This window comes from Streptomyces sp. PSU-S4-23 (assembly GCF_055632315.1).
The window spans coordinates 821,453-840,822 of sequence record NZ_JBVMUU010000002.1 but is presented as its reverse complement, the minus strand read 5'-3'; the positions used below and the strand labels follow the sequence as shown (position 1 = coordinate 840,822).

The following is a 19,370-nucleotide window of genomic DNA, read 5'->3' as shown; positions in this document are numbered from 1 at the left end:
GTCAGACGCAAGTCACACCGGAGCGGGGCGCCGGCGTGCGCGGCGAGGGGCTCCGGTGGCGGGTGGCCGCCCGGCCGGCGACGGCGTTCACCGCCGGCCCGGGGGACGACGGAGCGTGCGGACAGAGGACCGCCCCGGCCGGATCAGGTCCGGCCGGGGCGGCTGTCGCACGGGTGCGGAGGCCCCGCGGGCGGCGGTTACGCGAGCGACGCCAGCGTCTCGTTCCAGGTCGCCGACGGGCGCATGACCGCGGAGGCCAGGGCCGGGTCGGGCTGGTAGTAGCCGCCGATGTCGGCCGGCTTGCCCTGGACGGCGATCAGCTCGTCGACGATCTTCTGCTCGTCGGCGGCGAGCGCCTCGGCGAGCGGGGCGAACACCTTGGCCAGGTCCGCGTCCTCGGTCTGCCGGGCCAGCTCCTGCGCCCAGTACAGGGACAGGTAGAAGTGGCTGCCCCGGTTGTCGATGCCGCCGACGCGGCGGGTCGGGGACTTGTCCTCGTTGAGGAAGGTCGCCGTGGCGCGGTCGAGGGCGTCGGCCAGCACCTGGGCGCGGGCGTTGCCGGTGGTCTTCGCGTACTGCTCGAGGGACGGCACGAGCGCGAAGAACTCGCCGAGGGAGTCCCAGCGCAGGTAGTTCTCCTTGAGCAGCTGCTGGACGTGCTTGGGCGCGGAACCGCCGGCGCCGGTCTCGAACAGGCCGCCGCCCGCCATCAGCGGGACGACCGACAGCATTTTGGCGCTGGTGCCCAGCTCCAGGATCGGGAACAGGTCGGTCAGGTAGTCGCGCAGCACGTTGCCGGTGACCGAGATGGTGTTCTCGCCGCGGCGGATGCGCTCCACGGACAGCTTGGTCGCCTCGACGGGGGACAGGATGCGGATGTCCAGGCCCTCGGTGTCGTGCTCCGGCAGGTACCGCTCGACCTTCTCGATGAGCACCGCGTCGTGGGCGCGGTTCTCGTCCAGCCAGAACACCGCCGGGTCGCCGGTGGCGCGGGCACGGGTGACGGCCAGCTTCACCCAGTCCCTGATCGGGGCGTCCTTGGCCTGGCAGGCGCGGAAGATGTCGCCGGCGGAGACCGTCTGCTCCAGGACGACGTTGCCGGCCTGGTCGACGAGGCGGACCGTGCCCGTGGTGGGGATCTCGAAGGTCTTGTCGTGGCTGCCGTACTCCTCGGCCTTCTGCGCCATGAGGCCGACGTTCGGCACGGAGCCCATGGTGGCCGGGTCGAAGGCGCCGTGGGCGCGGCAGTCGTCGATCACGGCCTGGTAGACGCCGGAGTAGCTGGAGTCCGGCAGGACCGCGAGGGTGTCGTGCTCCTGGCCGTCCGGGCCCCACATGTGGCCGGAGGTGCGGATCATGGCCGGCATGGAGGCGTCGACGATCACGTCGGACGGCACGTGCAGGTTGGTGATGCCGCGGTCGGAGTCGACCATGGCGAGCTCGGGGCCCTCGGCCAGCTCGGCGTCGAAGGACGCCTTGATCTCGGCGCCCTCGGGCAGGGCCTGGAGGCCCTTGAAGATGCCGCCCAGACCGTCGTTCGGGGTCAGCCCGGCCGCGGCGAGCGTCTCACCGTACTTCGCGAACGTCTTTGGGAAGAAGGCGCGCACCACGTGACCGAAGATGATCGGGTCGGAGACCTTCATCATCGTGGCCTTCAGGTGCACGGAGAAGAGGACGCCCTCCTCCTTGGCGCGGGCGACCTGGGCGGTGAGGAACTCGCGCAGCGCGGCCACCCGCATCACGGAGGCGTCGACGACCTCGCCCTCCAGGACCGGTACGGACTCGCGCAGCACGGTCGTGGAGCCGTCGTCGCCCTTCAGCTCGATGCGCAGCGAGCCCGCCTCGGAGATCACCGCGGACTTCTCGGTGGAGCAGAAGTCGTTGTCGGCCATGGTCGCCACATCGGTCTTGGACTCGGGGGTCCAGGCGCCCATGCGGTGCGGGTGGGTCTTGGCGTAGTTCTTGACCGACGCGGGGGCGCGGCGGTCGGAGTTGCCCTCGCGCAGGACCGGGTTCACCGCGGAGCCCTTGATCTTGTCGTACCGGGCGCGGATCTCCCGCTCCTCGTCGGTCTTCGGCTCGTCCGGGTAGTCCGGCAGCGCGAAGCCCTTGGCCTGGAGCTCGGCGACGGCCGCCTTGAGCTGCGGGACGGACGCCGAGACGTTCGGCAGCTTGATGATGTTGGCCGCGGGCGTCTTGGCCAGCTCGCCCAGCTCCGCGAGGTGATCGCCGACCCGCTGGTCCTCGGCGAGGTACTCGGGGAAGACCGCGAGGATGCGCCCGGCCAGCGAGATGTCACGGGTCTCCACAGTGACACCCGCCTGCGAGGCGTACGCCTGGACCACCGGCAGGAAGGAATACGTCGCCAGGGCCGGGGCCTCGTCAGTGTGTGTGTAGATGATGGTCGAGTCAGTCACCGGGTGCTCCGCTCCACGTCTGCAACATTGCTCGACATCAAGATATCTCGTGACCGCACTCGGCTCGACAGTGGCCTGCACCACGCACCCACGGACCCGCCGCGCCGAGCAGGGCCACGTCGCCGGTCGCCTCGGTCACCCTTCGAGCAGGGCGGACCCCCCGCCGTCCTGCTCGGCGGGCAGACCGTCACGGCTGCGCTGCTGCGGAATGACGGCCGGGCCCTGCTGCAGGGCCACCGTCCGCGTCGGGGCCGGGATGCGGATGCCCTCGGCCCGGTAGCGCTTGTGCAGGCGCTTGATGAACTCGTGCTTGACGCGGTACTGGTCGCTGAACTCGCCGACGCCGAGGATCACCGTGAAACCGATCCGGGAGTCGCCGAACGTGTGGAAACGGATGGCCGGTTCGTGGTCCGGGACGGCACCGGTGATGTCCGTCATCACCTCGGCGACCACCTCGGCGGTGACCTTCTCGACATGCTCCAGGTCGCTGTCGTAGCCGACCCCCACCTGCACCAGGACCGTCAACTGCTGTTCGGGACGGGTGTAGTTGATCATATTCGTCTTCGCGAGCTGGCCGTTGGGGATGACGACCAGGTTGTTGGACAGCTGGCGTACGGTCGTCTGACGCCAGTTGATGTCCACGACGTAGCCCTCCTCGCCGCTGCTCAGCCGGATGTAGTCACCGGGCTGCACCGTCTTGGAGGCGAGGATGTGGACGCCCGCGAAGAGGTTCGCGAGGGTGTCCTGGAGGGCGAGCGCCACCGCCAGACCGCCGACACCCAGGGCGGTGAGCAGCGGCGCCACGGAGATGCCCAGGGTCTGCAGCACCACCAGGAAACCCATGGCCAGTACCACGACCCGGGTGATGTTCACGAAGATCGTGGCCGATCCGGCGACCCCGGAGCGGGACTGGGTGAGCGTCCGCACCAGGCCGGCGATCACGCGGGCGGCCGTCACCGTCACGGCGACGATGAGCAGCACGCTCAGGGCCTGGTTGACGTTGTGCTGCACCGTCCGGGTCAGCGGCAGCACGGCCGCCGCGGCCGCCGCGCCGCCGGCGATCGCCGCCCAGGGCACCACGGTGCGCAGGGCGTCCACGATCACGTCGTCGCCGCCCCACCGGGTGCGGCCGGCATGCCTGCCCAGCCAGCGCAGCAGCATGCGCGCCAGGAACGCCGCCACCAGACCCGCGGCCAGGGCGATTCCGGCGACGATCAGGTCGTCGAGGGTGAGCGCGCGGTTCACCGGTCACCTCCCGCGCGACGGAGAAGGCCCCAGGGCCGGATGTGAGGAGTCGTCACCTTGCCACCTGCTCGAATCACGGGATGCACCATCGGGCCCGGACGGTGGGTGCCGTCCGGGGCGAGGTCTCATCCTGCCGCATGAGCGTGTCCGTCCGTCACCGGGCCGACGGGCGGCGGCCGTTGGCAGCCCCCCGCCGGTCACCCGTCACCGAACGACCCGTGCCGCCCGGCCCCGGCGGCGAAACGGGCGGCGCCCTCCAGCCCCTCCGCCAGCACGCCCATGCCGTGACGGAGTTCACCCCGCATGGCCGTCGTCTCGTCCAGCCCCTCCTGGTCCAGGACGGAGGCACGGTCGCCGCGCAGACACGCCTGGGGGAAACGGGCGATGGACGCCGCCAGTTCCTCGGCCTCGGCGCGGGCGCGGCCGGTCGGCACGACACGGTTGGCGAGCCCCGTCTCGTACGCCTCCCGGGCGGACACCGGACGGCCGGTGAGGATCATGTCCATCGCACGACCGGTGCCGATCAGCCGGGGCAGCCGGACCGTCCCGCCGTCGATGAGCGGCACCCCCCAGCGGCGGCAGAAGACCCCGAACACCGCGTCCTCCTCGGCGATCCGCAGATCGCACCAGAGCGCGAGCTCCAGGCCGCCGGCCACCGCGTGCCCCGCGACGGCCGCGATCACCGGCTTGGACAGCCTCATCCGGGTCGGACCCATAGGGCCGTCGCCGTCCTCGGCGACCCGGTTGCCCCGCTCGGTCCCGACCGCCTTCAGGTCGGCACCCGCGCAGAACGTACCCCCCTCGCCCCACAGCACCGCCACCCGCGCCGACCGGTCCCGCTCGAACTCCCGGAAGGCGGCGGCGAGGGCGGCGGCGGTCGGCCCGTCCACCGCGTTGCGGGCCTGAGGACGGGAGAGGACAACGGTGGTGACGTACCCCTGGCGTTCGGTCCGGACCGGCATCGGGCTGTCCCTTTCACACGGCGGGCGGGGGCTGGCCCGGCCGAGGTTACCCCGCGGTACGGCCGGGTCGGCCCGGGTCAGATCACCTTCAGCCGCACCAGGGCGCCCAGCGTCAGCGCCCCCGGCAGCAGCGGCAGCCACACCGTGATGATCCGGTAGCCCAGGACCACCGCCGTCGCCAGGGCGGCCGGGCCGCCCGCCGCGACCAGAGCGACGACGAGCGCCGCCTCGACGGAGCCGATGCCGCCCGGGGTGGGCACGACGGCGACCGCGAGCGTCGCCGCCAGATACGCGACCGCCGTGTGCGCCGGCGGCACCGGCAGCGCCAGCGCCCGTCCGACGGCCGCGAGTCCGGCGGCCTGCAGGAGGGGGAAGGCGAGCGAGCCGCCCCACAGCGCGAGCGCGCGGGCCGGGCGGGCGTGCACCGAGCGGGCCTCGCCCAGCGCCGTCCGCAGGAAGCAGGACACGGCCGTCCGCAGCCGGCGGACCAGAAGGAGCACCGCGGCCGCGACGCCCACCAGGGCCACCCCCGCGAGCAGGAGCGGGCCGGTCGCCGGCGCCGGGAGGAGACCGCCCGCGTGGAGCGCCCCCGGGAAGGCGATCACCAGGGCCACCAGCAGACCGATCCGGGCGGTCGACTCGGCGAGCATGTACAGCGCGAGCGCCGCCGAGGAGCGGGCGAGCGGCACTCCGCACACCGTCATGAAACGCAGGTTGACGGCGCTCGCGCCCAGACCGGTCGGCAGCAGGTGGTTGGCCGCGCCCGCCGCGAACTGCGTGGCGAGCAGCCGGCGCGCGGGCAGCCGCTCCACCACCGCTCCCTGCCGGGTGAAGGCGGCCGCGACCCAGGTCAGACAGGTGGCGGTGACGGCTGCCGCCAGCCACGGCCACCGCGCCGACCCCAGATGGCCGAAGCCCTGCGCGAGCACGGACCGGTGCCGTACGGCGACCACGAGCACGAGGACGAGCGGGAGCAGACACAGCGCCTGGCGGACCGGAACACGTCTGGGAAGGTCCTGGGGGAGACGTACGGCAGTCACATCGGCAGAGGTTCCCCGCGCCGCACCAACGGGAGGTTGCGGGCGCGGGGACGGCGGCTGACACGCCGGGCAAGGCCCGGGAGGGACCGGGTGCGGGGCTGCGGTGGTGGCCATACGGAGTCGTACGTGCGCTCCGGCCGGGCCGTCTCAACGGCGGCGGCGCCGGCGCGGGGCGCCCGGGGGGCGGCCGACCTGGCCGGACCGTAGCGTGAAGGGAGACGGGCGGCCTGCGGGGGCCCGTGGGGGAGGGACGGGAAGGGAGACGGTGACGATGCCAGGGCTGGACTACGCGGCGCTGTTCGCCGCCACACCGAGCCCCTACCTGGTGCTCGGCCCGGACCTGGTGATCGTGGAGGTGAACCAGGCATACCTGGACGCGACCAGGCGGACCCGCGAGGACCTCATCGGGCAGCACATCTTCGAGGCGTTCCCGGACAACCCGGCCGACCCGGAGGCCGACGGGGTGCGGAATCTGAACGCCTCGCTGCACCGGGTCCTGACCACCCGGGAGCCCGACACGATGGCGCTGCAGAAGTACGACATCCCCCTCGCGGGCTTCTCCGGCGCGTTCGAGGAGCGCTGGTGGTCCCCGATCAACACGCCGATCCTCAGACCGGACGGGAGCGTGGCGTGGATCATCCACCGGGTGGAGGACGTGACGGCGTACGTCCAGACCCACAGCTCCGGGGGCGGACCCCCGGCCAAGCAGCTGACCGAGCGGGAGGCCCTGGAGGCCGAGCTGTACGCGCGGGCGCGCGAGCTGCAGCGGCTGAACGACGAGCTGCGGCAGGCCCACACCCGGGAGCGTCAGGTGGCGGTCGCGCTGCAGGAGGCCATGCTCCAGTCGCCCGACCTGGCCCAGCACGAGAACGTCGCGGTGCGCTACCTGCCCGCCACCGGCTCGCTGAACGTGTGCGGCGACTGGTACGACGTGGTCGACCTGCCGGGCGGCCGCTTCGCGGTGGCGGTGGGCGACGTGGTCGGCCACGGACTGGAGGCCGCCGCCGTCATGGGCATGCTCCGCAGCGCGCTGAGCGCGGCCATCCGCGCGCTGGAGCGGCCCTCCCAGGCCCTGGAGGTCCTGGGCCTGTACGCCCGCTCGGTCGAGGGCGCGCTGAACACCACCGCCGTCAAGGCGTTGATCGACACCAACAGCTGCCTGATCATCTACAGCAACGCCGGTCACCCGCCCGCGGTCCTGGTGCACCCGGACGGCGGCTGCGATCTGCTGAGCCATGCCACCGACCCGCCCCTGGGCGCCCGGCCCCAGCACATCCCCCGTCCGCAGGCCGTGCAGCCGTACACCCCGGGGGACACCCTCGTGGTCTACACCGACGGGCTGATCGAACGCCGCGGCGAGGACATCGAAGAGGGCCTGCACCGCCTGACGGACGCCCTCGGCCGCCACAGCACCCTCAGCCCGGAGCGCCTGGCCGACGCGCTGCTGGCCCAGCTCGGCGTGGCCGGCGGAGCCCGCGACGACATCGCCCTGGTCGTCGTGCGGCTGTGACGCCGCCGGCGGGACGGCGGGCCATTGTTCCGGGACGGGGCGCCGTCCTCAGTGGGTCAGGCGGTAGCCGGTCACCAGCTCGGCCCGTATCAGCACCATGTGCTCCATCTCCCTGTCCACCCACGGTGTGAGCCGGGTGTGGTAGAGGGACAGGGCCTGCGGCTCCGTCAGACGGCTCGCCCGGCCGGTGACCATGACGCTCCAGCCGGTGCGGGTGTGCAGGTCGATCTGGTCCGCCTCGTACACCACCACCTGGGACGCCGACGCGCTGCTCAGCAGGGCGGCTCCCGCGTGCGTGCGGATGACGATGTCGCCGTCGCCGGTGACGAGGTGGTTGACCGGGCGGATCACCGGAAGGGCCTGGTGGGTGAAGCCCACACGCCCCATCGGCACCTCCGCCAGCAGCTTCAGCGACTCGTGCCGCTCCAGTTCCACCATGCGGGCGCGGGGGGACGACGGGACGGTCATGAGGCCTCCCTGCGGGCACCGGCGTGTTCGGCGCCGTCGGGCCACAGGACCTCGACGTCGACGCCGTGGCTGCGGGCGAAGGCCACCAGGTGGGCCGTCGCGTCCCGGCCGTTGGACGGGGAGCCGTCCCACACCGCCAGCAGGCGGACGCAGGAGCGCAGCAGGTTCTCGTCCGCGCCCACGCAGGCACCCCGGTCCGCCGGATCGTATTCCAGCAGGCGCACCTGTTCGGAGAGGAGCAGCAGTTCACCGGCGGCCTTGCGGTCGGGCTCGGCGAGCTGGGCCGGCACGCCGTTGCGCGCCGGGAGCACGGTCACCAGGGCCATCCCCGCCTTGCGGGCGGCACGTCCGAACGCGAGCGGCAGTCCATGACCGGCACGTACCAGCCCGGCCTTGCCCGCCCGGGCGAACTCGGCCAGCCGTGTGCGCAGTTCCTCTTCGAGCAGCGTGAGCGTCGGCACGGTGAGATCGGGATGTCCCACGACAGCGATCACTCCTGCCTGTCCTTTCTTCCGACCGCACGGCGGTCATGACGACGTCCGACTTCCTGATGGAAGAGGTTTTCGAGCAGCGCGCCCGGAAGCGTCGGCCCGCCGGCGTCCCGTAGGCGGGCGCGCGCGGGAGCGGACGCGGCCGCGAGCATGAGGTGATCGTCAACAGGTGTGCCGCGATGTGCCAGGGCCGCCCGGGCCGAATAAGAGGCCGTATGGCCCTTGCACAGGTGTGGTCCCGTGTGCCCCGGACGACGCTCGTCCGATATTGCCCCGATATGTCAACCGCCGGGCGGGTGGTGGACCCCTGCCCGTCCCGCCCTGCGGACGGGGCCCTTCGGCCCTTGCCGCCGCCGGGACGCACCGACTTCACTGGCGCCGCGGCCCCGCCCGGCGACCCGGGCCGGAGCCACCGCCCATGGGCTCGGACGGCGGTCCCGCACCGGGACGGCACGTACGGGCCCTGAGGCGCGAGGACCGACGGGAAGCCGCCGCAGGCGGGGAAACGGGTGGAGCGATGAGCGCGGTGGCCGGGCACGCGGGTCCCGCGGGTGTGCCCGCGCAGCCCCGCGCGCCGCGCCGCGCCCCGCGGTCGCGGGGCACGGCGGTTCCCGCCCGGAGGGCGGTCCCCCCGATACCCGGCCCCGGCCACCCCCCATCCACCGTGGGCCCGCGGCCCACCCGGAACACCAGCAAGGCGGACCAGCCCTTATGACGACCAGCAGCACCACCCCGCACCGCACCACCGACGACCGGGAGGGAGGTCAGCGGGAGATCACGCCCCGGGGGGCGATCGGCGCCGGGCGCGCCCTGGCCTGGCTGCTGATCGTGACCGGCGCGCTCGGCGTGCTCGCCTCCTTCGTCATCACCATCGACAAGTTCGAACTGCTCCAGGACCCGGCCTTCTCGCCGTCCTGCAACCTCAGCCCCGTGGTGTCGTGCTCGAACGTGATGCGCAGCGACCAGGCGTCCGTGTTCGGGTTCCCCAATCCGCTGGCCGGCCTGATCGCCTACCCGGTGGTCGCGGCCGTCGGCCTGGCCCTGCTGGCGGGAGCCCGGTTCCGCCGCTGGTTCTGGCTCGGGCTGAACCTGGGCACGCTGCTGGGCACGGCCTTCTGCATGTGGCTGATGTCCCAGGCGCTGTACGAGATCGGCGCCCTGTGCCTGTGGTGCTGCCTCGCCTGGGCGGCCACCATCGCGATGTTCTGGTACACGACCGTGCACAACCTCCGGCACGGGATCCTCCCGGCCCCGCGAGGAGTGGTCGCCGGCGCGCTCGAGTTCCACTGGGCGGTGCCGGTGGCCTGGTACCTCAGCATCGTGATGCTGATCACCACCCGCTTCTGGTCGTACTGGCAGACGCTGCTCTGAAACGGGGGCGGCCCGGCGTAACAGGGCCGTTCGGCCCAAGCGCAGGTCGTGGCTGGGACTGTTCGGCCCTATCCGGCCCCCGGGTCCCTCGGACGATCATGTGGCGGCGGCCGGGAAGCGTCGCGTTGTCCTTTCCCGCACCACGGCACTTCCCGGCTCGTCGGCGACACGAACCGATGGGGAGGACACCGTCCGGTGGACGAGGTACAGACAAGACATGTGACGAGCTCGGAGGGGGCGGGCATAGGCCCGGCGCTCCACGAGCCAACCGGATCCACCGAACACGCGGCTGGCAGGCCGTCGTGGGTGGAATGGCTGACGACCACCGATCACAAGAAGATCGGGACGATGTATCTGGTCAGCGCGTTCGTCTTCTTCATCGTGGGCGGCCTGCTGGCCCTGGTGATGCGCGCGGAACTGGCCCGGCCAGGCCTGCAGATCATGTCGAACGAGCAGTTCAACCAGGCCTTCACCATGCATGGCTCGATCATGCTGCTGCTGTTCGCGATGCCGATGTTCACCGGCCTCGCGAACTGGATCATGCCGCTGCAGATCGGCGCGCCGGACGTGGCGTTCCCGCGTCTGAACATGCTCGCCTACTGGCTGTTCCTGTTCGGCTCCTCGATCGCGGCGGCCGGCTTCTTCACCCCTGACGGCGCGGCCGACTTCGGGTGGTTCCTGTACGCCCCGCTGTCGGACGCCGTCCACTCGCCGGGCATCGGCGCCGACTTCTGGATCATGGGCGTGGCGCTCTCCGGCTTCGGCTCGATCCTCGGCGCGGTCAACTTCATCACCACGATCGTCTGCATGCGGGCACCGGGCCTGACCATGTTCCGCATGTCGATCTTCACGTGGAACGTGCTGCTCACCGCCGTGCTGGTCCTGCTGGTCTTCCCGGTCCTGGCCGCGGCGCTGTTCGGGCTGGAGCTGGACCGCCGGTTCGGCAGCCACATCTTCGACCCGGCCAACGGCGGGGCGCTGCTGTGGCAGCACCTGTTCTGGTTCTTCGGCCACCCCGAGGTGTACATCCTGGCGCTGCCGTTCTTCGGTGTCGTCTCCGAGATCATCCCGGTCTTCTCCCGCAAGCCGATGTTCGGCTACATGGGCCTGATCGGCGCGACGATCTCGATCGCCGGCCTGAGCATGTCGGTGTGGGCGCACCACATGTACGTCACGGGCGGTGTGCTCCTGCCCTTCTTCTCCTTCATGACGTTCCTCATCGCGGTCCCGACCGGGGTGAAGTTCTTCAACTGGATCGGCACCATGTGGCAGGGCAGCCTCTCCTTCGAGACACCGATGCTGTATGCGACCGGCTTCCTGGTCACCTTCGTCTTCGGCGGACTGACCGGCATCTTCCTGGCCTCGCCTCCGATGGACTTCCACGTGTCCGACACGTACTTCGTCGTCGCGCACTTCCACTACACGCTGTTCGGTGTGGTCGTCTACGCGGTGTTCGCGGCATTCCACTTCTGGTGGCCCAAGTTCACCGGCAAGATGCTGGACGAGCGCCTCGGCAAGATCACCTTCTGGACGCTCACGGTCGGCTTCAACCTGACGTTCCTGGTCCAGCACTGGCTGGGTGTCGAGGGCATGCCGCGCCGGTACGCGGACTACCTGGCGGCCGACGGCTTCACCGCGCTCAACACCGTCTCCACCATCGGGTCGTTCCTGCTCGGCCTGTCGATGCTGCCGTTCTTCTACAACGTCTGGAAGACGGCGAAGTACGGCAAGCGCGTCGAGGTCGACGACCCGTGGGGCTACGGCCGTTCGCTGGAGTGGGCCACCTCCTCCCCGCCGCCGCGGCACAACTTCTCGTCCCTGCCGCAGATCCGGTCCGAGTCCCCGGCGTTCGACCTGCACCACCCCGAGGTCCGCGCGCTCGAGGCATCGAGGTAGGCCATGTCTCATGCCGTCCTGGCTCTGGGCGTCACCGTGCTGACCATCGCCGGTGCCGTCTGGTACCTGCCCGCCCTCGCGGACCTGCGTGCGGGGGCCGACCGTCCCGACTCCCGCCGCATTGCGGCGGCGGCCTGCCTGACCGGCTGGGGCACGGTCGCCTCCCTCGCCCCGCTGCTGGTCGCGAACGCGACCGGATGGGTGATCGCCGTCGTGACCGGCGCGGGTACGGGTATCACAGCGGGCCTGTGGACACGTGCAGGGGTGCAGCGCAAGCACGAGGAGCGCGAGGCCGCCCTTCAATGGGCGACGCTGCGTCACATCGCCCCCGGCTCCGGCGGGGAACGGGGACCGTCCCCGTACACCGTCGCGGCCCTCCTCGGCACGGGGCTGGTCCTGTCCGTGGCCATCGCGACACTGCTGATGACCACGGCGCCCGAGGACGGTCACGCCTGGCTGACGGCCGCGGCCGCCCCGGCCGTCGTCATCGGGCTGTTCCTCATGATCGCCCTCACCACCACCCGTGTGACCCGCCGTCGCACGGCAACGGGTCACGCGCGGCCCTCACGCTAGACAGTCCTGGGAACCCCGCCGGGTGTGAAGCTCCGCCCACGGGGTTCCCGAGTGCCGTGCCCCCCGCCTCACCAGCGAGCCCCCGCGCCCTCGGCCGGGGCTCGCGCCGTGTCCCGGACCGGCCGACGCCGAGGGCCGGGGCCCGCACCGCCGGGCTCGCGCCGCGGGTGGGGCTCGCGTCAGGCGCCCTGGCAGCCGGGCGGCGTGGTGCCTCGCGAATCGCCCGGTGCGTCGGGGCGCGCGGCGAGTCCTGGAGCCGGGCCGGAGCGTTCGGGCCCAATACCGGGGCCGGGACCGCGGGCGGGGCGCTCACACGGAGCCCCAGGCGGCCTGTGCCGGGTGTCCGGGCTCGCGCCGTGTCATGCGGGCTCGCCCGAGCGCCGGGATTGCGACCACCGTCGGGGCCCACGCCGAGCACCGCGGCTAGTCCGAGTGCCCGGCCTCATGCCGGCCGTCTGGCTCTCCCGAGTCACGGCGGACGTCGCGGCTCGCCCTGGCGTCCAGGCTCGTGGCGAGGGTCGGGCTCATCCCGAGGGCCGGAGCCGGCACCGGCGGGTGTGCGGCTCTCCCGAGTCACGGCGGGTGTTGCTGCTCGCCCTGGCGTCCGGGCTCGTGGCGAGGGCCGGGGCTCGTGGCGTGCGCCGGGCTCATGCCGAGGGCCGGGTGTACCCCGAGGGCCGGCACCGGCGGGTGTGGCTCTCCCGGGCGTGGAGTTTGCGGCAAGTGTCGTGCGCCGGGGGCGCGGCGGACGTGGCGGCCGGGCCCGGGCATCCGGACTCACGCCAGGGCGCGGTTCGTGCCGAGGCGTGCGGGAGTGCCCGAGCGCCCGGATGGCGGCGAGCGGTCAGGGCTCGCACCCGAGGGTGCGGTTCAGGCCAGTGACAGGAACAGCTTCTCCAGGCGCGCACGCAGCTGGTCGGCGGTTTCGCCGTCGGCGCGGCTGGAATCGATGTCGGTGACGCACTGCTGGAGACCGGTGGCGATGATCGCGAAGCCGGCCCGGTCCAGGGCGCGGGAGGCGGCGGCCAGCTGCGTGATGACGTCCTCGCAGTCGCGGCCCTCCTCGATCATGCGGATTACGCCGGAGATCTGACCCTGCGCGCGGCGCAGCCGGTTCAGCACAGCCTTGAGGTCCGTATCCACCAGGTCCAGTTCCATGACCACTCCTTGAAGCACACCACTGAGAAAGACATCCATACCCCTAGGGGTATTGTACGGCGTCGCCGGCGGCCTCCTCCGGTGCCCGGAGGAGGCCGCCGGCGACGCGGCGGATCAGCCCGCTTCCGCCGACTGCGCGGCAGCCTCGCGGCGCAGATCGTCCATGTCCGCCTCCCGGACCTTGCCGATGAGCTCCTCCAGCGCCTGCGGCGGGAGGGCACCGGGCCGGGCGTAGAGGACGGTCCGGTCGCGGACGGCCATGAGGGTGGGAATGGAGGAGATCCGGAACGCCGCGGCGAGTTCCGGCTGCGCTTCGGTGTCGACCTTGCCGAACACGATGTCCGGGTGGCGGTCGGCGGCCTTCTCGTAGACGGGGGAGAACGTCCGGCACGGTCCGCACCAGGCGGCCCAGAAGTCGATGAGCACGATCTCCGAGCCGGTCACGGTCTCCTCGAAGTTGTCCTTGGTCAGTTCGATGGTCGGCATGCTGCCCGTTCTCCTTCGTTATACCCGGTGGGGTATTTTTCCGAACCCTCGCCCGGGCGGTTTTGTTCCAGACAGGCCGGCGGCAGCGGAAACCAGCGCATCCGCTCGAAGTCGGGCGGCAGCCTGGTGGGCCCCTCGTCGAGAACGCCGGAGCGGGCGGCGAGCAGGGCGCGGGCCTGGGTGAGCTGCCCCGCCAGTGCCTCCTCGCCCCGCCGCCGGTGGTGGAAGGCGGGCACCGTGAGTCCGTCGGCCGTGCAGCACGCCTCGGTCAGCCGCAACGGGGGATCGGCGGGGGCGCCGCGGTGGCGCCACTGCCCGGTGTGGGGGTCGAAGCGGTAGTCGGGCAGCAGCCGGTGGCCGTGCTCGGCGATCAGGTCGACCGCGTCGATCAGGTAGTCGCGGACGGTGTCGCTGATGAAGTAGTTGAAGTTGAGGCGGATCCAGCCCGGCTTGATGCCGTCGCAACCGCGGTTGATCTCGTCCAGCAGTGCGTGGGAGGAGGCCGCGTCGATGGCGAGCAGGCGGTGTCCGTACGGGCCCGCGCAGGAGCAGCCGCCGCGGGCCTGGATGCCGAAGAGGTCGTTGAGCAGGGCGACGACGTAGTTGTGGTGCAGGTAGGAGTGTGCGCCGTACCGGATGCGGAAGGAGACGATGGACAGCCGCCGGGCGTGGCGGTTGCCGAGGATCTCGATACCCGGGTTGCGGTCCCAGCGGGCCAGTGCCGTGCGCCAGTGCCGCTCCTCGGCCGCCTGGATCGTGTCGGTGCCCACGGCCTGCTTGAGGGCGAAGACCAGCCCGGCGCGGACGGACTCCACGATCGCCGGGGTCCCGCCCTCCTCGCGGGCCACGGGATCGTCGAGGTACCGGTGGCCCAGGGGGTCGACGAACGCGACCGTGCCGCCGCCGGGGGCGGTGGGCACCCGGTTGCGGACCAGTTCACGCCGTACGACGAGGACGCCCGGAGTCTGCGGGCCGCCCACGAACTTGTGCGGCGAGAGGAAGACCGCGTCCTTGTGGTCCCCCGCGCCCGCGGCGCTCTCGGCCACGCGGATGGGGACGTACGGCCCGGCGGCCGCGTAGTCCCAGAAGGACAGGGCGCCGTGCGCGTGCAGCAGGCGCGCGACGCGGTCGGTGTCGGTCAGGATCCCCGTGACGTTGGAGGCGGCGGAGAAGCTGCCGATGCGCAGCGGGCGGTAGGCGTACCGCCGCAGCTCGGATTCGAGCCGGCCGAGATCGATGTGGCCGTCGGCGTCCTCGTCGATCACCACGACGTCGGCGATCGACTCGCGCCAGGGCAGCTCGTTGGAGTGGTGCTCGTACGGGCCGACGAACACCATCGGCCGTTCGGCCGGCGGCAGTGCCTCGGTACGCCGCAGCTCCAGAATGCCGATCAGCTTGTTCACCGCGGCGGTGGCGCCCGAACCGCAGAAGATCACGACATCGTCGTCGGTGCCCCCGACCACGTCGCGGATGATGCGGCGGGCGTCCTCCCGCAGCCGGGTGGTCTGCAGGCCGGTGCTGGAGCTCTCGGTGTGGGTGTTGCCGTAACGGGGCAGCACGTGCTCGCGTACGAAGTCCTCGATGAAGTCGAGGGAGCGGCCGGAGGCGGTGTAGTCCGCGTAGACGATCCGCTGCGGACCGTACGGGCCGTCGAGCACCTCGTCGTCGCCGATGAGCCCGCGGCGGACGCGCTCCACCAGAGGCGACGCGGGCGGGGAGGCGCTCATGGCGCCAGCTCGATGTCGACCTCGGGCGGCTGCTGCAGCGTGTTGTGGACCGTACAGTGCGAGGCGACCGCGAGGAGGGCGGCGCGGCGTCCCTCGGGCAGTCCGGGTGGTGGGACGACCACGATGCGGACCGCGGCGACGCGGGCCGGCCGATCGGTGGCCATGGTGAACTCGGTACGGACCCGCAGTCCCGCGCGGTCCAGGCCGTGGCGGTGGAGGTAGCGGCCCGCGTAGTAGGCGACGCAGGTGGCCAGGGACGCGGCGAACAGCTCGGTGGGTGTCGCCGCGGTGTCCGTGCCGCCCACGTCCGCGGGCTGGTCGACCAGGATGTGATGACCGCGGACCTCGACGGCGTAGGCGTCCGCGTCGACATGGGTGACCTCGAAGCCCTGCGCGTCCGTCTCCAGCGTCCCGCGGGTGCCGGTGGTCCCCGATGGTGCGCCTGTCATGGCCGGGTCCTCCTGTTCGGCTGTTCGGCGTCGACTGCTTCCGCTACCAGTGAAGCGCGGGAGGGGTGTCCGGCGGAGGGGCCGATGGGGTGTGAACAGGGCCGTTCGGTCCTGGAACGGCCCGCGGCGGTGACATACCCTACGGGGTATTTCACCGTGGGAGGGGGCCGTTCCGGCGCGCCCGCCACCCGCCCGCCCGCCAGGCGGGAAGATACCCAGGGGGGTATTGTTGGTGCTGTCATTTCCCATAGAGGATCGAGAGGACCCCCTCATGACCGTCTCCGAACAGTCGGCCTCGTCCGAGACCCGGGCCACTCTGCCCCTCATCGGCGACAAGGCGCCGTACTTCGAGGCTGACTCCACCCATGGACCTGTACGCCTGACCGACTACGCAGGCCAGTGGCTCGTCCTCTTCAGCCACCCGGCGGACTTCACGCCGGTGTGCACGACCGAGTTCGTCGCCTTCACGGAGCTCGCCGACGAGTTCGCGGCCCGCAACACCGCCCTGCTCGGCAACTCCGTCGACTCGGTGCACAGCCACCTCGCCTGGACCCGGGCGATCGAGGAGAAGCTGGGCGTACGCGTCCCGTTCCCGATCATCGCCGACCTGGACACGTCCGTCTCGCGCGCCTACGGCATGCTCCACCCGAACACGTCGGGCACCGCCGCCGTGCGCGCGGTCTTCGTCATCGACCCGGAGCAGACCGTGCGAGCGGTGCTGTACTACCCGATGAACGCCGGACGGATGATCCCCGAGATCCTGCGGCTCCTCGACGCCCTGCAGACCTCCGACCGCGACGGCGTCGCCTGCCCGGCCAACTGGCGCCCCGGCGAGGACGTCGTCCTCGGGGCCCCCAAGACCCAGGCGGAGGTGGACGCCCGGCTGGCCGACGGCAGCGTCAAGCTCACGGACTGGTACCTGGCGTCGAAGCCCGGGACGTCCGCCTGACCACCACCGCGGTCCTGACCGTCCGGCGCCGTACCTGCCGGCACGGTCAGGTGCGTGTGGCGCGCACGAGAGCGTCGACGGCCGTGAACGAGCCGTCACCGCCGGCCACCGGCCGGGTGACGGCCCCGGCCCGCAGGATGCGGGCGTGCGGCCGCCACAGGGCGGCGACCTGCTCGGCGGTGTAGAGCACATGCGGATCCCGCGGGCCGCCGTGGCCGTGCTCCGGGTTGGTGGCGTCATGGCCGACGAGCAGCAGCGTGCCGCCCGGCCGTACGACCCGCGCGGCCAGGCGCAGCACCTCCTGCATCTGCGGCCACGGGAGGTGCAGATAGGCGACCAGAGCCAAGCCGTACGCCGCCTCGGGGGGCTGCCAGGCCGTCAGGTCCGCGCAGACGGTGCGCAGCCCGACCCCGCGCTCGGCGGACAGTCGTTCCGCCTTCGCCAGCGCGACGGCGGAGAAGTCCACGGCGTCCACCTCCCAGCCCCGCTCCGCGAGCCAGACCGCGTTGCGTCCCTCCCCGGCCGCCAGGTCCACCGCGCGCCCGGCGGGCTCGAGTCCGGCCAGTTCCTGCTCGACGAACCGGTTGGGCCGCGCCGACCACACCAGCTCGGCGTCCCGGTAGCGCTCGTCCCAGCCCGCTGCGTCCATGCTGTGCTCCTCGTCCCTCCGCGCGTGCGGAGCCCTCTTCCCGGTCGATCACGCACTCCGGAACGGCCTACGGCCGATCGCCCGTGCCGTCCGGTTCCGGGAACCGCCGCGCCAGCCGCCCCAGTGCGCGCTTGAAGGCCAGGACCGGCACGTAGTGACGGAGGGGAGCCTGGGCGAAGCGCTCGAACTCCTCGGCCACCGTGGCGGTCAGGAGGTCGGAGGGAACGTCCGGGCGCCTGCGCGCGAGCCGGGCCCGGACGTCGTCGCGGGCGCGGCGTTCCGCCTCCGGTGTGAAGGGGCCGACCGGTCGGGTGTCCCGGCAGTGGCCGCCCCGCTCGGCGGACGGCGGTGCGCTGTCACCTGTGATCCTGGCCATGCCCCCAGTATACCCCTGGGGGTATGCTGGGGGTGAGCGCGGGCCCTGCCGGGGCTCAGGCCAGGGTCAGGAACAGCTCCTCCAGCTCGGTTTCGGTCATCGGCGGGATCTGCCCGTGGGACTGCTGGTTGAGGCACTGCCGCATCCCGCTGGCCACGATCTTGAAACCGGCCCGGTCGAGGGCCCGGGAGACCGCGGCGAGCTGGGTGACGACGTCCTTGCGGTCGCGCCCCGCCCTGATCATGGCGATGACTCCGGCCAGCTGCCCCTGCGCACGGCACAACCGGTTGAGCACCTCGGTCGCCGCGTCTTCTTCGGTGTTCAGGCCTTTCGTGTCCACGCGGACACCTCCTCAGGGCCGGTCGATGAGATCAACACACCCCCGTGGTGCACGGAGACGGTCACGGCAGGACCGGGTCCGAGGAGTCGGCGGGCCGGCCGTCGCCGTCGGCGGACCCGGCCGCACGCGACCCGGGCGAGCCGACGGGCCGGGCCGCCGAGTCGCTCTGCCGCTCCCGCGCCCGCTTGGCGCGCTGGAGCATGTACCAGCTGAACAGGAGCCCCACGGCCGTGGCCGTGCCGGTCCAGATCAACGGGTCGGCCGACAGGAAGTCGAGCAGCTGGGGGCCCGCCTGCTGTCCCAGTACGAAGACGCCCATGACGGCGACGAACCAGCCGAAGGACTTGCGCAGGGCGTCCTGCGGGATGCGCCCGGCGAGGCGGCCGCCGACCAGACTGCCGACGACGGCTGCGGCGGTGACGACGGTCGCGAGTCCCCAGTCGATGTGCACGCTGGCGAGGTAACCGGCCAGCCCCGCGAACGACTTCATGGAGATGACCAGCAGCGAGGTGCCCACAGCGACCGCCATCGGCAGCCCGCCCAGCAGCGCGAGCGCCGGGACGACCAGGAAGCCGCCGCCCGCGCCCACCAGACCGGTGACCAGGCCGACCACGATGCCGTCCAGCAGAACGTGGACCACGGGGAGTTCGTGGTGGACCTGCTTCGGCTCCCCGCGCCGGCCGCGGATCATGGCGACGGCGGTGGCGATCATCATCAGGGCGAACGCCACGAGCAGCACGCTGCCGGGGACGAACTCGGCCACTCGTCCGCCCGCGTAGGCGCCGGTCATGCCGGCGAGGCCGAACAGCAGCCCGGTGCGCCAGCGGACGCGTCCGGCGCGGGCGTGCGAGACGACACCGGCGGCGCTGGTGACGCCCACGACGAACAGTGAGGTGGCGATGGCCGCCTTCGTCTCCATTCCGGCCAGGTACACCAGGATGGGCACGGTCAGGATGGAGCCGCCGCCGCCCAGGACGCCGAGGCTGATGCCGATGAGCACCGATCCGGCGATGATGACGGCGATCATGAGGCGCCTCGCGCGGCCGGGGGGAGTCCGGCGCTGGTGAGGGCCTGCCGCGAGGCACGCGAGGCACGCGAGGCACACGTATGTGAGGCTGATGAGGCGTCTGAGGCTTGTGAGTTGTGCGATCCCTGCGAGGCGTGGGCCTGGGAGATCATGGGCGGAACTCCTTGCTGCCGCGGAGCGGCCGGCTGACGGGCGGAACTCCTTGCTGCCGCAGAGCGGCCGGCTGACGGGCGGGA

19 protein-coding genes are annotated in these 19,370 nt (G+C 72.1%); 5 read left to right on the top strand and 14 right to left on the bottom strand.

Annotated elements, in window-relative coordinates; genetic code table 11:
• Positions 1-197: 197 nt before the first annotated feature.
• From ACZ79I_RS04595 to ACZ79I_RS04580, 4 genes are all read right to left on the bottom strand, one after another.
• Positions 198-2,417 carry an NADP-dependent isocitrate dehydrogenase gene (locus ACZ79I_RS04595; RefSeq protein WP_471494305.1) on the bottom strand — a complete coding sequence of 740 codons (2,220 nt, stop codon included), beginning with the start codon at positions 2,415-2,417 and terminating at the stop codon, positions 198-200.
• Between the two features lie 135 nt (positions 2,418-2,552).
• Complete coding sequence (locus ACZ79I_RS04590) at positions 2,553-3,662, bottom strand: mechanosensitive ion channel family protein (protein ID WP_471494303.1); 1,110 nt, start codon at positions 3,660-3,662, stop codon at positions 2,553-2,555.
• Between the two features lie 197 nt (positions 3,663-3,859).
• Positions 3,860-4,624, bottom strand: a complete 765-nt coding sequence (locus tag ACZ79I_RS04585) for a crotonase/enoyl-CoA hydratase family protein (protein ID WP_471494301.1) — start codon at positions 4,622-4,624, stop codon at positions 3,860-3,862.
• A gap of 77 nt (positions 4,625-4,701) precedes the next feature.
• A complete protein-coding gene (locus ACZ79I_RS04580) occupies positions 4,702-5,664 on the bottom strand; it encodes a lysylphosphatidylglycerol synthase transmembrane domain-containing protein (protein WP_471494299.1) in 963 nt (320 codons plus the stop codon).
• A 271-nt stretch (positions 5,665-5,935) separates the two neighbouring features.
• Between ACZ79I_RS04580 and ACZ79I_RS04575 the strand changes: the two genes are divergently transcribed.
• The gene (locus ACZ79I_RS04575; protein ID WP_471494298.1) at positions 5,936-7,174 is read left to right on the top strand and encodes a PP2C family protein-serine/threonine phosphatase; all 1,239 of its coding nucleotides are present in this window, start codon (positions 5,936-5,938) and stop codon (positions 7,172-7,174) included.
• Positions 7,175-7,222: 48 nt separating this feature from the next.
• On the opposite strand, the gene ACZ79I_RS04570 is transcribed toward ACZ79I_RS04575, so the two are convergent.
• A complete protein-coding gene (locus tag ACZ79I_RS04570) occupies positions 7,223-7,642 on the bottom strand; it encodes a pyridoxamine 5'-phosphate oxidase family protein (protein WP_471494296.1) in 420 nt (139 codons plus the stop codon).
• Positions 7,639-8,136, bottom strand: coding sequence for a hypothetical protein (locus ACZ79I_RS04565; RefSeq protein WP_471494295.1), 498 nt, complete (start codon positions 8,134-8,136; stop codon positions 7,639-7,641). The genes ACZ79I_RS04570 and ACZ79I_RS04565 overlap by 4 nt, the downstream gene beginning before the upstream one ends.
• 708 nt (positions 8,137-8,844) lie before the next feature.
• Between ACZ79I_RS04565 and ACZ79I_RS04560 the strand changes: the two genes are divergently transcribed.
• From ACZ79I_RS04560 to ACZ79I_RS04550, 3 genes are all read left to right on the top strand, one after another.
• The gene (locus ACZ79I_RS04560; RefSeq protein WP_471494293.1) at positions 8,845-9,504 is read left to right on the top strand and encodes a vitamin K epoxide reductase family protein; all 660 of its coding nucleotides are present in this window, start codon (positions 8,845-8,847) and stop codon (positions 9,502-9,504) included.
• Positions 9,505-9,699: 195 nt separating this feature from the next.
• On the top strand, positions 9,700-11,400 hold the full coding sequence (gene ctaD / locus ACZ79I_RS04555; RefSeq protein WP_471494292.1) for an aa3-type cytochrome oxidase subunit I: 1,701 nt from the start codon (positions 9,700-9,702) through the stop codon (positions 11,398-11,400).
• Positions 11,401-11,403: 3 nt separating this feature from the next.
• Complete coding sequence (locus ACZ79I_RS04550; RefSeq protein ID WP_471494290.1) at positions 11,404-11,973, top strand: hypothetical protein; 570 nt, start codon at positions 11,404-11,406, stop codon at positions 11,971-11,973.
• A gap of 870 nt (positions 11,974-12,843) precedes the next feature.
• Here the strand turns inward: ACZ79I_RS04550 and ACZ79I_RS04545 are convergent.
• The 4 genes from ACZ79I_RS04545 to ACZ79I_RS04530 all read right to left on the bottom strand — a co-directional run bounded on the left by ACZ79I_RS04545 (position 12,844) and on the right by ACZ79I_RS04530 (position 15,793).
• Complete coding sequence (locus ACZ79I_RS04545; protein ID WP_471494288.1) at positions 12,844-13,131, bottom strand: metal-sensitive transcriptional regulator; 288 nt, start codon at positions 13,129-13,131, stop codon at positions 12,844-12,846.
• 114 nt (positions 13,132-13,245) lie between these two features.
• Positions 13,246-13,617: a thioredoxin family protein gene (locus tag ACZ79I_RS04540; protein ID WP_471494286.1), complete on the bottom strand. Its 372-nt coding sequence runs from the start codon at positions 13,615-13,617 to the stop codon at positions 13,246-13,248.
• Positions 13,599-15,344 carry an aminotransferase class V-fold PLP-dependent enzyme gene (locus tag ACZ79I_RS04535; protein ID WP_471494284.1) on the bottom strand — a complete coding sequence of 582 codons (1,746 nt, stop codon included), beginning with the start codon at positions 15,342-15,344 and terminating at the stop codon, positions 13,599-13,601. Before ACZ79I_RS04535 ends, ACZ79I_RS04540 begins: the two co-directional genes overlap by 19 nt.
• Positions 15,341-15,793, bottom strand: coding sequence for an OsmC family protein (locus ACZ79I_RS04530; protein WP_471494282.1), 453 nt, complete (start codon positions 15,791-15,793; stop codon positions 15,341-15,343). The genes ACZ79I_RS04535 and ACZ79I_RS04530 overlap by 4 nt, the downstream gene beginning before the upstream one ends.
• A 271-nt stretch (positions 15,794-16,064) precedes the next feature.
• On the opposite strand from ACZ79I_RS04530, the gene ACZ79I_RS04525 reads away from it, so the two are divergent.
• Complete coding sequence (locus tag ACZ79I_RS04525) at positions 16,065-16,742, top strand: peroxiredoxin (protein WP_471494280.1); 678 nt, start codon at positions 16,065-16,067, stop codon at positions 16,740-16,742.
• 46 nt (positions 16,743-16,788) lie between these two features.
• On the opposite strand, the gene ACZ79I_RS04520 is transcribed toward ACZ79I_RS04525, so the two are convergent.
• The 4 genes from ACZ79I_RS04520 to ACZ79I_RS04505 all read right to left on the bottom strand — a co-directional run bounded on the left by ACZ79I_RS04520 (position 16,789) and on the right by ACZ79I_RS04505 (position 19,134).
• A complete protein-coding gene (locus ACZ79I_RS04520) occupies positions 16,789-17,391 on the bottom strand; it encodes a class I SAM-dependent methyltransferase (protein WP_471494278.1) in 603 nt (200 codons plus the stop codon).
• 67 nt (positions 17,392-17,458) lie between these two features.
• Positions 17,459-17,767: a three-helix bundle dimerization domain-containing protein gene (locus ACZ79I_RS04515; RefSeq protein ID WP_471494277.1), complete on the bottom strand. Its 309-nt coding sequence runs from the start codon at positions 17,765-17,767 to the stop codon at positions 17,459-17,461.
• 55 nt (positions 17,768-17,822) lie between these two features.
• Positions 17,823-18,092, bottom strand: coding sequence for a metal-sensitive transcriptional regulator (locus tag ACZ79I_RS04510; protein ID WP_471504756.1), 270 nt, complete (start codon positions 18,090-18,092; stop codon positions 17,823-17,825).
• 76 nt (positions 18,093-18,168) lie between these two features.
• Positions 18,169-19,134 (bottom strand): sulfite exporter TauE/SafE family protein, encoded by a 966-nt coding sequence (locus ACZ79I_RS04505; protein WP_471494275.1) that lies wholly within the window; start codon positions 19,132-19,134, stop codon positions 18,169-18,171.
• Positions 19,135-19,370: the final 236 nt, after the last annotated feature.

Excerpts from the sequence above, each read along its gene's own strand:
- ACZ79I_RS04585 (WP_471494301.1), bottom strand. The coding sequence starts at position 4,624 with ATGCCGGTCCGGACCGAACGCCAGGGGTACGTCACCACCGTTGTCCTC.
- ACZ79I_RS04575 (WP_471494298.1), top strand. The coding sequence starts at position 5,936 with ATGCCAGGGCTGGACTACGCGGCGCTGTTCGCCGCCACACCGAGCCCC.
- ACZ79I_RS04570 (WP_471494296.1), bottom strand. The coding sequence starts at position 7,642 with ATGACCGTCCCGTCGTCCCCCCGCGCCCGCATGGTGGAACTGGAGCGG.
- ACZ79I_RS04560 (WP_471494293.1), top strand. The coding sequence starts at position 8,845 with ATGACGACCAGCAGCACCACCCCGCACCGCACCACCGACGACCGGGAG.
- ACZ79I_RS04550 (WP_471494290.1), top strand. The coding sequence starts at position 11,404 with ATGTCTCATGCCGTCCTGGCTCTGGGCGTCACCGTGCTGACCATCGCC.
- ACZ79I_RS04545 (WP_471494288.1), bottom strand. The coding sequence starts at position 13,131 with ATGGAACTGGACCTGGTGGATACGGACCTCAAGGCTGTGCTGAACCGG.
- ACZ79I_RS04540 (WP_471494286.1), bottom strand. The coding sequence starts at position 13,617 with ATGCCGACCATCGAACTGACCAAGGACAACTTCGAGGAGACCGTGACC.
- ACZ79I_RS04535 (WP_471494284.1), bottom strand. The coding sequence starts at position 15,344 with ATGAGCGCCTCCCCGCCCGCGTCGCCTCTGGTGGAGCGCGTCCGCCGC.
- ACZ79I_RS04530 (WP_471494282.1), bottom strand. The coding sequence starts at position 15,793 with ATGACAGGCGCACCATCGGGGACCACCGGCACCCGCGGGACGCTGGAG.
- ACZ79I_RS04525 (WP_471494280.1), top strand. The coding sequence starts at position 16,065 with ATGACCGTCTCCGAACAGTCGGCCTCGTCCGAGACCCGGGCCACTCTG.
- ACZ79I_RS04520 (WP_471494278.1), bottom strand. The coding sequence starts at position 17,391 with ATGGACGCAGCGGGCTGGGACGAGCGCTACCGGGACGCCGAGCTGGTG.
- ACZ79I_RS04515 (WP_471494277.1), bottom strand. The coding sequence starts at position 17,767 with ATGGCCAGGATCACAGGTGACAGCGCACCGCCGTCCGCCGAGCGGGGC.
- ACZ79I_RS04505 (WP_471494275.1), bottom strand. The coding sequence starts at position 19,134 with ATGATCGCCGTCATCATCGCCGGATCGGTGCTCATCGGCATCAGCCTC.